This is a genomic window from Providencia rustigianii (genome assembly GCF_900637755.1).
In the GTDB taxonomy this organism is placed as follows: Bacteria; Pseudomonadota; Gammaproteobacteria; order Enterobacterales; family Enterobacteriaceae; genus Providencia; species Providencia rustigianii.
Window position 1 is genome coordinate 1,217,098 of record NZ_LR134396.1, and the last position, 13,771, is coordinate 1,230,868.

Annotated in this window: 12 protein-coding genes and 1 pseudogene; 6 read left to right on the forward strand and 7 right to left on the reverse strand. The window is 37.8% G+C overall.

Annotated features, from left to right (window positions below; genetic code table 11):
• Positions 1-198 precede the first annotated feature (198 nt).
• Both folE and yeiB read left to right on the forward strand, forming a co-directional pair.
• Entirely contained in the window at positions 199-858 is a 660-nt protein-coding gene (gene folE / locus EL244_RS05515) for a GTP cyclohydrolase I FolE (protein WP_006812689.1), read from the forward strand.
• 3 nt (positions 859-861) lie between these two features.
• On the forward strand, positions 862-2,031 hold the full coding sequence (yeiB, locus tag EL244_RS05520; RefSeq protein WP_126459332.1) for a DUF418 domain-containing protein YeiB: 1,170 nt from the start codon (positions 862-864) through the stop codon (positions 2,029-2,031).
• Between the two features lie 8 nt (positions 2,032-2,039).
• Here the strand turns inward: yeiB and sanA are convergent, their stop codons facing one another.
• The 4 genes and pseudogenes from sanA to EL244_RS05535 form a co-directional block, all read right to left on the reverse strand.
• Positions 2,040-2,744, reverse strand: a complete 705-nt coding sequence (sanA, locus tag EL244_RS05525) for an outer membrane permeability protein SanA (RefSeq protein WP_006812687.1) — start codon at positions 2,742-2,744, stop codon at positions 2,040-2,042.
• A gap of 158 nt (positions 2,745-2,902) precedes the next feature.
• On the reverse strand, positions 2,903-4,021 hold the full coding sequence (locus EL244_RS17980; RefSeq protein WP_230084891.1) for a YncE family protein: 1,119 nt from the start codon (positions 4,019-4,021) through the stop codon (positions 2,903-2,905).
• A gap of 24 nt (positions 4,022-4,045) precedes the next feature.
• A pseudogene (locus EL244_RS17985) lies at positions 4,046-4,921 on the reverse strand (rhomboid family intramembrane serine protease); the annotation flags it as partial.
• A gap of 167 nt (positions 4,922-5,088) precedes the next feature.
• Positions 5,089-6,786, reverse strand: a complete 1,698-nt coding sequence (locus EL244_RS05535; RefSeq protein WP_006812685.1) for an NAD-dependent malic enzyme — start codon at positions 6,784-6,786, stop codon at positions 5,089-5,091.
• Between the two features lie 438 nt (positions 6,787-7,224).
• On the opposite strand from EL244_RS05535, the gene EL244_RS05540 reads away from it, so the two are divergent.
• From EL244_RS05540 to EL244_RS05555, 4 genes are read left to right on the forward strand one after another with little or no spacing between them, the layout of a single operon-like run.
• Positions 7,225-7,869, forward strand: coding sequence for a hypothetical protein (locus EL244_RS05540; protein ID WP_126459339.1), 645 nt, complete (start codon positions 7,225-7,227; stop codon positions 7,867-7,869).
• On the forward strand, positions 7,869-8,480 hold the full coding sequence (locus EL244_RS05545; protein WP_126459342.1) for a hypothetical protein: 612 nt from the start codon (positions 7,869-7,871) through the stop codon (positions 8,478-8,480). The genes EL244_RS05540 and EL244_RS05545 overlap by 1 nt, the downstream gene beginning before the upstream one ends.
• Before the next feature lie 26 nt (positions 8,481-8,506).
• Entirely contained in the window at positions 8,507-9,199 is a 693-nt protein-coding gene (locus EL244_RS05550) for a hypothetical protein (protein ID WP_126459345.1), read from the forward strand.
• A gap of 13 nt (positions 9,200-9,212) precedes the next feature.
• The gene (locus EL244_RS05555; protein ID WP_126459348.1) at positions 9,213-11,384 is read left to right on the forward strand and encodes a hypothetical protein; all 2,172 of its coding nucleotides are present in this window, start codon (positions 9,213-9,215) and stop codon (positions 11,382-11,384) included.
• A gap of 116 nt (positions 11,385-11,500) precedes the next feature.
• On the opposite strand, the gene cdd is transcribed toward EL244_RS05555, so the two are convergent.
• The 3 genes from cdd to EL244_RS05570 form a co-directional block, all read right to left on the reverse strand.
• A complete protein-coding gene (cdd, locus tag EL244_RS05560; protein ID WP_112836420.1) occupies positions 11,501-12,397 on the reverse strand; it encodes a cytidine deaminase in 897 nt (298 codons plus the stop codon).
• A 179-nt stretch (positions 12,398-12,576) separates the two neighbouring features.
• Positions 12,577-13,272, reverse strand: a complete 696-nt coding sequence (locus EL244_RS05565) for a CidB/LrgB family autolysis modulator (RefSeq protein ID WP_006812679.1) — start codon at positions 13,270-13,272, stop codon at positions 12,577-12,579.
• A complete protein-coding gene (locus EL244_RS05570) occupies positions 13,272-13,739 on the reverse strand; it encodes a CidA/LrgA family protein (RefSeq protein WP_006812678.1) in 468 nt (155 codons plus the stop codon). Before EL244_RS05570 ends, EL244_RS05565 begins: the two co-directional genes overlap by 1 nt.
• Positions 13,740-13,771 lie beyond the last annotated feature (32 nt).

Genomic DNA, 13,771 nt, shown 5'->3' on the forward strand with positions numbered 1-13,771 from the left:
GTGTGTTATTAAATGTATTTAAATAATGAAATAGTAATTTAAACTTAGATTAGTATTCTTAATCAATCCGTGCGGTAACCTGCAAATATTTCACACGACTTATTGATGTATTGCTGGATTATCTGCATCTGCTGTTTTAGAGTACCGCGCACACCTGCATTTTTATAATAAATAGATATACCATCTGTGGAGGATCACATGTCATCTCTGAGTAAAGAGGCCGAATTAGTTCATGCTGCTTTGGAAGCACGAGGACTTGAAACACCGTTGCGTATTCAACCAAAATCAGGTGAAGATCGTAAGCAACTGATTGAAGGGCATATGACAGAGATCATGAAGTTGCTGAATTTGGATTTAAGCGATGATAGCTTAGCGGATACTCCGCGCCGCATTGCTAAAATGTATGTCGATGAAATTTTCTCGGGATTAGATTACGCGAATTTTCCAAAAATTACTGTCATTGAAAATAAGATGAAAGTGGATGAAATGGTGACGGTGCGTGATATTACGTTAACCAGTACTTGCGAACACCATTTTGTGACTATCGACGGTAAGGCAACGGTGGCATATATTCCAAAAGATACCGTGATTGGTTTATCCAAAATCAACCGTATTGTTCAGTTTTTTTCCCAGCGCCCACAGGTTCAAGAGCGTTTAACTCAGCAAATTTTAGTCGCATTGCAAACGTTACTGGGAACAACTAACGTTGCTGTTTCAATCGATGCCGTGCATTATTGCGTAAAAGCTCGCGGTGTTCGTGATGCAACCAGCGCAACGACAACGACATCCTTAGGCGGGTTATTTAAATCAAGCCAAAATACACGCCAAGAATTCTTACGTGCGGTTCGCCATCTATAATCCATGATAAATACAGTTCCGGTTGCCCCTAAAAGCCGTATAGGGCAACTTGATACAGTGCGTGGCATTGCAATTCTCGGTATTTTACTCATGAATATCTTTGGTTTTGCATTGCCACAAGCGGCCTATCTCAATCCTTATTACACACCTGAAGTTGAACACTCAGATGCTGCTGTCTGGGTCTTTTTCAATTTATTCTTTCAAGGAAAATTCCTCGGTATCTTCTCGATACTTTTTGGCGCGACGCTTGGGTTATTACAATATCGCTCAATAAAGTGGAATCGCTGCCGCCTCACCGTACTCGCATTCATTGGACTGGCTCATGGTGTCGGTTTATGGGATGGAGATATTTTATTGGTTTATGCACTAACGGGGTTTATCGCAGTTGCATTTTTATCCCTATATGATGAAGACAAATTATTAAAAATTGCGATTGCATTCTATTTGATTGGACTCGTGATTTTGTTGATTATTGGTAGCATGGTAGCAGATACCAGCTTCTGGCAGATCACTGAGCCTCAAGCATTAATTGAAATGTGGCAACATCGAGTTGGCGGGATAGCTGGGTTTGCTTATCGTGCGAATGAGATGGCTACCATGGTTGAATTGCTGGTTATCCAATATGGTTGGCAATTACTGAGCATGATGATTATCGGTGCACTATTGATCAAAAATGGTTGGTTAAAAGGTGACTTTAGCCAACAACATTATCGCCGGATGGCATGGATGCTAATTGTTCCTTCGTTATTGGTACAAATCATCTCTTTATATCTACAAAGCCTTGTGGAATGGAGTTATTTTTCGACTTCAATTTTGGGGTATATTGTGAATGAATTGATGGTTCCGCTACAATCTTTAGGCTATATAGCCCTAATATATGGGTTTTGGAATATTCTAAGTCTCAGCTTGATCTCAAAATTAGTTCAAAATGTGGGGCGAATGGCGTTGAGTAATTATTTACTTCAGACGCTGATTTGTACCACGATTTTTTACTATTTAGGATATTTTTATCATTTTACTCGAGTGGAATTATTGGCGTTTATCTTGCCCATTTGGATTGTTAACTTACTATTTTCTTACTGTTGGTTGTTTTGGTTTAAGCAAGGCCCTGTTGAGTGGTGTTGGCGCCAATTATCAAATAAATTGGCGGCATTACTGGGGAAGGCGGTGTAAGCAAGAATTTAATTCAGCTTACTGATCTCATCTGGAGAGACGGCTGGATAACCTTTAGTTCCATCAGGCATTTTTATTGGCGCAGGAATGGATTCTTGTTCCCCTAAAAATTTTGGTTCGCGCTGTAAAATATATAAGTCTGCAAGGGCACCAAGGCGGGCAAAAACTTCGCGAATTCGTACCTTAAACATACCATCAGGCGTTGGAACGGCTAAACATTGGGCATCAATTCCTTTATGTTTAGCGATAAATAGCGCTCGCTCACAATGAAAACGCTGGGTAATAATGGTGAAGTTATCGGTATCGAAGACTTTTTTGGTACGCACAACAGAGTCTAGCGTTCTAAAGCCTGCGAAATCGAGCACAATTTTTGAAGCGGGAACTCCTGCTTTAATCAGGTCTTTGCGCATAGCGATCGGCTCATTATAGTTATGAGCACCGTTATCTCCACTGAGAAGTAAATATTTTACTTTTCCACTGTGATAAGCATCAGCGGCACCTTTGATTCGATTGGTATAATAGAGATTGGTTGCTCCTGATGCGTAATATTTGGAGGTACCAAGTACCATCCCCACATCCCGCGCAGGGAGTTGCTCTACATCTTCATAGATATAGGGTGCAGTATCCCAACTGATCCAACGGTCAAGTAAAATAACAGTGGCGAAAGCTATCCCTGCCAATATTAGTAGACCATAAAGCAGACGTTTCCTCATGTCCTCGCCTTGAATAATTAATGCCCATAATAATTACTGATAACAATTAATAGGCTACTTGACTTAATTTCGTGACGCAAGCCGCGTAACGTAAAATCATGTCAATATGGCTTATATTGTTTCGGTTGACGGCATAATATTGGAGATGCCATTTTTAGTTACTCACTCGGCATAGCCCCAAAACAGAGTAATGGGCTGATTGAGTTCCTATCGACAGATTTATGTTTATCAACCACATAAAATGATTTTGGATAGGTAACCACCCAAGCATTTTTCGTTTCTGCTAATCCTTGAATATATTCACCATTGGTTGGGATAGGTAGAACATTCTGGATATTTAATGTTTTTAGGCTCGTGGTAACTAATGGAACTTGAGCTTCACTGGGATATTGTGGCAAGTAGTAAGCTTGGTTTAAACCCGTATTAATGCCGTATTGTCCATATTGAATCTCGCTGTTATTGCCACACCAATGATATACAGTGACCGGGTTTGTTGGCGTATCAATATTGGCTAAAACAAAACGGCTGTCCGTGACCATCCAAATCGATTGGCCATCAGGTGTAAAATAGAACTCTCTAACGGCATTTTGGTAATCCTCTACTGTAAACCAAGGTTTTTCACTAAACGCCATGGTTTGGGTATCTAAAAGATAAGCCGCTTGAGTAACGTTATCATACAGCGCTAGCTGCTTTTCATCAGGAGATAATGCTGCTGGCATTTGAACACCAAAAGCGCCTTGGTACTCTTCGCTATTTGGGAAGGTTAATTTTTTCTCAACGGTATTATTTGTGAGGTTAATAACCACAATACTGTTTTCTACGCCACTGGTTACAAATGCACGCTGACTATTTTTCATCACATAAATTTGGCGTGGGAAAAAGCTCGTTTCAATGTTGGTTTCTACTTTTTGGGTATCAATATCAATGATACTGACGCTGTTTGGATACAGTGAGGCAACATACAGTTTTTTCCCATCCGCACTGAGTGCAGCACCAGAAGCCCCCATACCTCGGCAGCGATTAGAGCTGCATCCATTATCATTTTTGGGCAGGGCGAGTTTGATGGTAAACAGCAGTTTCCAATTTCCATCAGCAGAAGAGTATGCGCTAACAAGATTAGCCTCCTCATCAGTGATAAAGATCCGCTGGTGAGCATCATCACTGAGAATAAAGCGGGGCTCAATGAATTCAGGAGCTTGAACTCGAATACCAGCAATTTGCTCTTCAGATTGAGCGGTAGGGAGTGATGCAAGCTCCTCTTCGGCAGCTTTTTCCATTACTAGCTTAGCTTGCTCTGCCTTAGCTGAATTAAGCTCTTTATCCAGTTCTTGGTAGATAAATTCTCGTTCAGCAACAAGATCTTCATCGGTCGAAAATGATTGCTGATGGATAACTAAGGCTAAAACCCCACCAATAATCACAGTTAAAATGAAATCTAATAGGTACTTTTTCGCGGGAATAAGAACGAAAGTAAAACCAATCACTGCACCAGCCACTGCGCCGCCAATATGCGCTGCGTTATCCACTCCAGATTGCAACCCATTAATCAAGGTTAACGCTATCATGGCGATAATATTATACAACGGGCGTTTAAGGGCATCGCGAGCTTCTTTAGTGAGTTCAGGTTTGCTGAGTCGCTTTAAAAGTTCAATAACTGAGGCTGCGGCTAAACCCATGATTGCCCCAGAAGCACCTAAGCTCACCGTAATATAGACAGTATTATCATTTTGAAGCAGGCTTCCCCATGACATCATATCAAAGCGGCGTATGGCGCTATTAAGAGCCTCTTGGTATTGCCAGGCTGCACTAACAAATGCACCAACAATCCCTGCAAATAGATAAATGGCAAGGTAGCGAAATTTACCAAAGGCGCGTTCACATTCAATACCAATGACGAGTAGAGCAAGGGTATTTAACCCTAAGTGAACCCAGCCTGAGTGCAATACCATGCTAATAGGGTAACGCCACCAATCCCCAGTAAGGGATAACTGATAAACATTCGCCCCGAATAACAATAAATTATATTCCTGGGATTCTAATGGAGCCGCAAAATTGAGCTGGTAAAAATAGATAGCAATATTGAGAGTCACAATCAGCAGAGTGAGAGTGATAGCCCAAAGAGAAAATTTATGAGGTGATGTTGGTATTGTAGGTACTGAATCAGTTGGCTCTGACATGAGCGGATCCTATACAAATAAGGTATATTTGCATCTTAAAGAACTCTGGTTGCTATCTCAATTGCAAGTTATAGAAACGCGATACTTTCAGACAATATTGAAATAAAGAAAATACTAGAAAATAAAAAAGAGCACCGAAGTGCTCTTCAATGGGATAAAACAACTGATTAGAATGAGGTACGTTTGTATGTGCGGTATTCTGGTTGCCAGAAGTTATGCTCAATAGCCTCATCTAATGCACTGTCAGATGTCATCGTAGCAACACCCTGAACTTGCGCTTCTTTTGCCACCTGCTTGGCAATAATCCGAGAAACGTCTTGGATTTCCGATAGCAATGGCAGTAATGGACCTTCTCCATGTTGTGCTAGTGGTGAGCAGCTTGCTAATGCTCGGCTCGCGGCCATCAGCATTGCATCTGTCACACGTTTTGCACCAGATGCAATCACCCCCAGACCAATCCCCGGGAAAATATAGGAGTTATTACACTGGGCAATTGGGAAAATTTGGTCTTTATAAGAAACTGGTGGGAATGGGCTACCCGTTGCAACTAATGCTTGGCCTTCAGTCCAGTTAATAATGTCTTCCGGACGAGCTTCAACGCGTGATGTCGGGTTAGACAATGGCATGACAATCGGACGAGGACAATGCCTGTGCATCTCTTTGATGATCTCTTCTGTGAATAGACCCGCTTGACCTGACACGCCGATTAAGACGGTTGGCTTCGCATTACGCACCACATCTAATAAAGAAATTGCGTCACTGTTTACATCCCAATCTTGTAGATTGGCGCTGTTTTGCGTCAGTTTGCTTTGGAAATCTAATAGGTTTGGTAATTTATCAGTCAGTAATCCGAAACGGTCGACCATATAAATACGGGAGCGTGCTTCTTCATCACTTAGACCTTCAGATTTCATCTGAGCAATAATTTGTTCAGCAATACCACAACCTGCAGAGCCCGCACCTAAGAATGTTACCCGCTGGTCACTGAGTTTACTACCAGCTGCATGACTTGCGGCAATTAAGCTCCCTAAAGTGACGGAGGCAGTTCCTTGGATATCATCATTGAAACAGCACAGCTCGTCGCGGTAACGGTTCAATAATGGCATGGCGTTTTTCTGGGCAAAATCTTCAAATTGCAGTAATACATTTGGCCAGCGACGTTTTACAGCTTGGATAAATTCCTCAAGGAATTCATCATATTCTTCACCAGTAATACGAGGATGGCGCCAGCCCATATAAAGAGGATCATTTAAACGCTGCGGGTTATTGGTACCCACATCAATAACGACTGGCAGGGTGTATGCAGGGCTAATTCCACCACAAGCGGTGTACAGGGATAATTTTCCAATAGGAATACCCATGCCGCCGATACCTTGGTCACCAAGACCGAGGATACGCTCACCATCAGTGACAACGATGACTTTTACATTTTGTTTGGTTGCATTTTGCAGCATGTCATCGATGTATTCGCGATTTGGGTAAGAAATAAATAAACCACGCGCGCGGCGATAGATATCAGAGAAATGTTCGCAAGCCTCACCCACTGTCGGGGTATAAATTAAAGGCATCACTTCAGTAAGATGCGCATCAATCAGGCGGTAAAATAGGGTTTCGTTGGTGTCTTGAATATTACGCAGGTAAATGTGCTTATCAATATCGGTTTTAAAATCAATTAATTGACGATATGCACGTTCAACTTGTTCTTCTATAGTCTCAACTTGCTCGGGCAAAAGGCCGTACAGGTTGAAGTTTGCGCGTTCTTCTTCCGTAAACGCGCTTCCTTTATTCAGTAAAGGAAATTCGAGTAAAATTGGACCAGCATAGGGGATGTAGAGAGGGCGTTTTGTTTCGTGTTCATGTTCCATGAAATATCACTCTTCGAACGATTAAAAAACAACAGTCAGGAAAATTAGGTTAGATCCTAAGCTAAACAAAAAATATGTACAGTAAATAATGATACAAAACAGTTAAAAGTTTTGATGAGTATTATTATCTATATGCTAACAAAATTATAACAAGGTGAGGATTTTACTACGGAATCCCATCAAAATGACAGCGAGTGGATCACGCTTATTCAAAGTTATTTCTATCTCCAGAACAATATCAAGTTTTTCAAGGCTCGGTATCACTTTGATATGGATTAAATTTATTTAACTGTTTGGTGAGGTATTAGTCATTATTTAGAAATAAGTATTCTTATGTTGAGCATGCTAAATATATTTTTATATATCATATGTTGCGGCATGTTTTTAATTCATTTAGGTTTTCTTTCTTATTTAAATGGTAATTAAATGGTGGTGCTTATGAAATGGAAATATATAGTTATCTTATCAATGCTATTTTTATGCTCTTGTCAGGATTTTAAGTCATCAAATAAAGTTACATCCATTAAGCAGAATGAATTTTATACTAAAGATAAAAATAAAGTTACAGGAGGGGTTAGGCTTTTTTTTGTATTACAGTTTAAGTATTTATATGAATCAAAAATAAAATCAAACGTAATCAAAAAGAGTGATTACAGTAAATATAAATTTGGTGAAGTTATCTTTAATTTAATTGATCTAAATAAAAAATGCTTTAATGAAGGAATTGGTTATAAAGAAGCGATGAAACTTTATTATAAATCATTGGATGATGCGAATATACCTCATGATGCATGGTTTTTTCATTTTATTTTCGAGGCGTTAGATGAAGAGGATAGTGAGCTAATATGGAAAGGCTATCTTTATGCAACAAATAAAGGTGGAAAAAAAGAAGAAATAACCGTGTTAATGAAAATATGGTATTCCATGATGAGTGAAGCGACAAAGTTACCATCAGTAAAACAAGAGAAAAGTATGAGGTGGTTATCAATTGTTAGAAAAATTCCAGCAATAAATTATCTTGATAACAAAATTAATTTTATGTGGAATGAAAATATTATAGCCAAATTTGAGAGTGGTAAATAATGACTGCAATACTTTATAAATATAAAATAATTATTTTTACTTTAACTTTTTTGTTTTTCTCATTTCAATCTGTAGCAAATAATATAAAGAAAAATGAAGTATCTATTTTCACGATAATAATACTTGAGTATATGAAGGTGACTATGGAAGAGCATAATCAGCCATTATCAAAAGAAAAAATGGAAAAGTTTCATTTTGAATCTGCATTAGCTTATGCAACATATTTAAAAAATTGGCTTGAACTGAATAAAGGTCAGGAAGTTAGAACTGAAAGCATTAGTTTTCATGAGGCAGTGATTATTAATGAAAATGGATTTAAAGCATCAGGATTACCTTATGATGCATGGTTTTTCGCTGATATTTATAGTGTTTTTAATGAAAGTGAACGGGATGAATTTTGGAAAGACATAATTTCTAATCCTGAAAGAAAATCGGCAGAGAAAATATTTGTTGATTTGTGGTTTAAAATGAAGACTGAGGCAGAAAGCTCATCCATTAAAAAGCGGGAAAAAAGCCAACGCTGGTTAAGTAGAATGAGAAAAATCCCCCTAGTTATTGAAATGGAAAAAACCATGGCTATGGTTGAAGAGAGCTTTATTTATAAAAAATAAATCCCTGAAAATTTTAGGTGCATAATATGAAAATAAAATTTATTTTTTCTATGTTTATCTTATTAATTTCAAGTATATCAATGGCAGATAATCGGCCCGGTTTTGTTTGTGGGAGGTTTAATGGAAATATTGTTGAAGTAACTAGGAATTATGTTGATTTTATCGCTGAATATGAGGGTTATAGTTATTTTGACCGTAGATCAGTAAAAAATAAAAAAGGCTGTGACGCTAATTTTACAATATTACCTTTACGTATGACATGGCCAGAAATGCACCCCGTCGATAGAATGAAATCATATCAAAATGAAAAGGAGATACGCATATCGGTGAAACCAATAACGGATAATACAGCGTCAATGAACCAGTTTAGGGATAATTCAATAAATGACTCCTTTTTGGGAAAAAGGAGTGGTGTTTATTATGACGATGAACTTGATTTATATTTTGTTGAATATTTAAAAGAAAATGCAATGAATTATAACGGTGAAAACTATCAAAATAGAACACGAGTATATTGGTCTGAAAATAAAAATGAAGTAATAAGTATCATTACATGTCGTTGGTTAACTTTAAAAGGAGGTTATTACAGGTGTGATATAAATGGACAAATTCCTGAAATTGATGTTTATTTTCAAATAGATATTAAATGGAATCAAATGCATCAATGGAAGAAGATTTTATTAAAATCAAAAGGGTTTGTAATAATTCATCTTAAATAGAAAAGGATTTTTAATGTCAAATAATACAAGATATAGTGCAAGTAGAGTGTTTACAAAAAACGATCTTATTACGATTAAAAAATTATTAAGGGAAGATAAAAATCCAAAGGAGATGTATCAGTATCTAGCGAATAAAGGTGATAGATATGCTTTATTTGCAGGATTAAGTGGAAGTGAGTCTGGTTTTTGGGGTAAATATACATTATATGCACCTGATGATTTTTCATTTTTCAACTATGACGAGAAATTTCAGGAAAAAGAGTTTGAAAATATAGATTTTAGATTGGCAAACGAGTATCTCGTTTTACTAGAAAATAAGTTAAACCAATATGGTGGTGAATTAGTTGAAATTACTGATATTAGTTATGAAGAACTATTGGAAATTAATCGTAAGGCATGCATTGAAAGTTGGTTTAGTATTGAAGATTGGTATCTATATACTGTATTTGAATCACTTTCACAAAATGAAAAGCAGGGCTTTTGGACTCATAGGTTAAACTCTAGTACTGAGTTTAAAGAACAAGTTAATCATCATTATAAGACATTTGATATGATGATTAAAAAATATATTTTAAGCAGAGGTGATAATAAAGAGATAATAAAATCATGGCTAACAAATAATTTTTACATTTCAATGGGAAGGACATTGAGTGACTCGCAGTTTGATGAGTTTGCTAAGATAAGAGATTCTGAATCAGAGATATCTATAATAATGAAAGATGCCATGGGTAGTATAAAAACAAATGAAAGGGTATTAGGTGATGTCATTCCTTGGGTATTTGATGAAGTCGATGCTGATGAGATCCTGACTGAGGATGCTCTCTTATCAATGGGAAGTGAGGTAAATGAAAATATATTATTTTGGGAAACTAAAGAAGAAAAATTAAAATTTTTAATGAATGAAGTACATACAAATAGACATAATCGCAGAAGAAAGCGTTCTGTATCATTTGATAGTAGTGAAAAAAACGATTTAGAGTTACATCTAAAAGATATGCAGGATGTTTGTGATAAAGTAGAACGAGAGAAAAATCCTCAAATACTATATGACTATTTTGAAGTGAATAATGAACAGTATGGCATAATTCCTAACGGGCTTGTAAAAGGTGATTCATATGCAGGGAAAATGGCAACAAACTACTTAGTTGAAAAAGCTAGAAAAGATAATATTATATTAGATTCTAATATGTTGAAAAAGGTGCAGCTTACAGTAGCAATTAATACTTGTAAGGTAGAGCTTAGTAAGTTTAAGAATAAGAATACTGAAGTTTTAAGAGAAAGATTAACGGCTGAAGATGTTAAAAAAATACATAAAGACTCATTTGTTGAATTAGGCTTATCTGAAGATTACTGGACATTATCGATTCCATTTAAAATTATTCCCCCAGAGGAACATGATGAAATATACTATGAAATGTTATTAAACTCAGGAAATAATCAAAGTGAGGTTGAGTATGGTCTTTACTTAATGGATAAAATGATAATAAGCATTAAAAATAATCCTTCTAAAGAAAAGTTTAATATGTTTTTAGAATGGACTAATACCGTATCGACAGTCGATAATATGATAGAAACGGGATCTGTTTTCGGTGAATACCTTAAAGAAAGAAGTTCAACACTTACAGAGTATATGGGGATTAAAATAAAAGAACTAAGAGAAGTCATTCCTCAAAGCGATTTGGATATCTACGGGGTCGCGAATTTAAACTCAAATATAAGTAGTGGAGTAATGCCAATAAGCCATCCACTTGAAAATATGCCCTCTATGAGGAATTTATCAATTCCTTCTATCCCCCCTCAATCTACTGAATTTAATTTTAGCGAATACGATGTTTCATCGGATTTTCTAGAAGGTAGAGTACAAAGCAATCATCACCTTGAAAATATGCCTTCTATGAATCATTCATCAAATACTTTTGATCATGATATTAATATTCCACAATCTTCTCGTGGATCTGAATTTGACTTTAGTGGATACGATGTTTCATCAAGTTTTTTAGAAGGGAGGGTACAAAGTAGTCATCACTTTGAAAATATGATTGGGCACCTTAGTGATAACATGTCCACCATGAACCACTCATCAAGCTCTTTCAGTCGTGATTTTAACGTGCCACAAGTACCGAGCATGCCTGAATTTAACTATAGTGGTGGTTATAGCAGCTCATCATCCAGATTTTCATTCTAGTCTGTATCCACACTCAATAATGTTTTAATAAAAAACGGCGGTTATTGAAGTTGATAAACTCACAATAACCACCGTCTTAATTTTGAATATTTAATTTGTTTTCAATTAAATAACAGTTAAATGGACCCATCCAAATAAATACGTTCTACTTTTTGGCAACCTAAAGCGCGCAATGTATTTTCTGTTGTACACCACTGTTGCACAATCGCATCTTGCTTCTCAACCAGAGTCGCTTGATCAATCGATGTAATATCTTTACCTGCTAAATTCACCATAATCAGAGCGGCTTGTAGTGGCGGCAAGCTTGGGTTAAATGCAGCATTTTCTGCGTAGCGCCCGGTAAATAAAGAGCCATCTTTTAATTGCACTGCAATACCTGAATGAGAATTACTGTATGGTGCATGGGATTGATTTGCGGCATCAATTGCAGCAGATAATAAGCGATCACGACTTTGATTCGCATAGCCATGGTCAACAGTATCAAGCAGTAAGGTGGTGATATTCAGATCCGATGGACCAAATGAATCTGGTAAATAATCATGTAATGTTGCGGCTTGGCGCTGTGGTAAATGCACCATAATTTTACCGCCTTCACGAAGCTCATTCATAAATTGTCGGCAGTGACCACAAGGCGTGTAGTTAACTGTAATAGATGTCAGCTGTTTTTCGCCTTTTAACCATGCATGGGTAATTGAACATTGTTCAGCGTGAATGGTTTGACCAATAGAAACATGGCTAAATTCCATGTTAGCGCCGAAGTATAAATTACCGCTAACCCCGCAAGCGATTGCGCCCACATTAAAGTGAGAAATCGGTGTGACAGCATAAGCCGCTGCAAATGGTAGCAATAAAAATGCAAGCTCACTGTCCGTGCATCCACTTTCAGCTTTGATATGTTTGACTTGCTCAGCAGTTAGCATGGCTGAAAAGTCTGGCTTATCCATGATAGGTTTAAGTACAGACTGTAACTTTTCTGGAAGTTCGGACCAAGCGGACTTAAATCTTGAATGCATGAGTTACTCTCCCTATTTAATTGCTTTCATTCTATTCAATAAATCAGGGACGTTAATGTGATCATTATCACTTCATGAATGAAATCGATGAAACAAATTCAGTAAATGAGAGATGTATCTCAAGTTTTTGGTGTTTAATTGGCATAAGAGAGGTTAATTACCTCTCTTATTGATTCAGTTTAGCCAAATAAATGCAGAATGATAGGAAATAGGAATGGAGCGAGGAGTGAAGTAATGACACCGCATGTCATTAATGCGAGTGAACTATAGGCGCCTTCAATATAGTTAATTTCGGCGCAGCGGGCAGTTCCTAATGCGTGGGAGGCGGTTCCCATGGCTAAACCCCTTGATGCGTGAGTACGAATGCGCAGTACATCAAATAAACTGTGACCAAACATTGCTCCTAAGATCCCAACAAACAGCACGCAAGCTGCACTAATGGCGGGAATGCCACCAACAGAATCGGCGACAGCCATGGCAATCGGCGTAGTGACTGATTTTGGCAAAATAGAGCCAGCAATATCTGGCGTTGCGCCTAACCACAGCGCAATGGCAGCACCTGTAAACATGGCAACTAAGCTGCCCGCAAAGCAAATACTAAAGAGTGATTTCCATTGCGCTCGAATTTGGTGCATTTGCTCATAGAGTGGAAATGCTAGCGCAACAACCGCAGGTTGCAGTAAATCATTAAGGAGCTTACTGCCTGCGAAATAGTGCTCATAGGGGGTGCTAGTGAAAATCAACAGTGGGATAATCACCGCAATTGTTAATAATAATGGGTTTAAAATAGGTAGTTTGCACTTAATCGACAGTGCTCTTGCCAAATAAAAGACAATGATGGTGAGTGGTAGTGACCACCAAATATGCTCAAACATTATTCATTCCCCTTTGGTTTATTATCGGTAGTAACTGAAGAGATAGCATCTTCAGGGGGAAGGGGAACTTCATCTGGCTTAGCACCAACAATGGGACGTTCTTTATGGATATAGTTAGAGCTGACCGCGACCACAATCATGACGATCACCGTACTTGCTATACAGGACACAACGATCGGGATCATTTGTTGGCTGAGTAAATCATAGTAATTCATGATCCCTACACCAATCGGTACAAACAGTATCGTCATGTTTTTCAGTAAGATGCTACAACCTGGTTTTGCCCAATGTGCAGGAATGACTTGTAAGGCGAGTAGCACAAACAGTAATAACATTCCCACGATGCTACCGGGAATGGAGAAAGGAAGTAGTTTGGAAATTAGATTTCCAATAATGAGGCAGAGATAAAGTATTGCGAAGGCTCGCAAATATTGCCATCCGGTTATCAATACTTGTTTAAGTGACATGGGACTTGTCCTATAGCTCGACAGGCATTCAT

Excerpts from the sequence above, each read along its gene's own strand:
- cdd (WP_112836420.1), bottom strand. The coding sequence starts at position 12,397 with ATGCATTCAAGATTTAAGTCCGCTTGGTCCGAACTTCCAGAAAAGTTA.
- EL244_RS05540 (WP_126459339.1), top strand. The coding sequence starts at position 7,225 with ATGAAATGGAAATATATAGTTATCTTATCAATGCTATTTTTATGCTCT.
- yeiB (WP_126459332.1), top strand. The coding sequence starts at position 862 with ATGATAAATACAGTTCCGGTTGCCCCTAAAAGCCGTATAGGGCAACTT.
- EL244_RS17980 (WP_230084891.1), bottom strand. The coding sequence starts at position 4,021 with ATGGAAAAAGCTGCCGAAGAGGAGCTTGCATCACTCCCTACCGCTCAA.
- EL244_RS05545 (WP_126459342.1), top strand. The coding sequence starts at position 7,869 with ATGACTGCAATACTTTATAAATATAAAATAATTATTTTTACTTTAACT.
- EL244_RS05550 (WP_126459345.1), top strand. The coding sequence starts at position 8,507 with ATGAAAATAAAATTTATTTTTTCTATGTTTATCTTATTAATTTCAAGT.
- sanA (WP_006812687.1), bottom strand. The coding sequence starts at position 2,744 with ATGAGGAAACGTCTGCTTTATGGTCTACTAATATTGGCAGGGATAGCT.
- EL244_RS05535 (WP_006812685.1), bottom strand. The coding sequence starts at position 6,786 with ATGGAACATGAACACGAAACAAAACGCCCTCTCTACATCCCCTATGCT.
- EL244_RS05565 (WP_006812679.1), bottom strand. The coding sequence starts at position 13,272 with ATGTTTGAGCATATTTGGTGGTCACTACCACTCACCATCATTGTCTTT.
- folE (WP_006812689.1), top strand. The coding sequence starts at position 199 with ATGTCATCTCTGAGTAAAGAGGCCGAATTAGTTCATGCTGCTTTGGAA.
- EL244_RS05570 (WP_006812678.1), bottom strand. The coding sequence starts at position 13,739 with ATGTCACTTAAACAAGTATTGATAACCGGATGGCAATATTTGCGAGCC.
- EL244_RS05555 (WP_126459348.1), top strand. The coding sequence starts at position 9,213 with ATGTCAAATAATACAAGATATAGTGCAAGTAGAGTGTTTACAAAAAAC.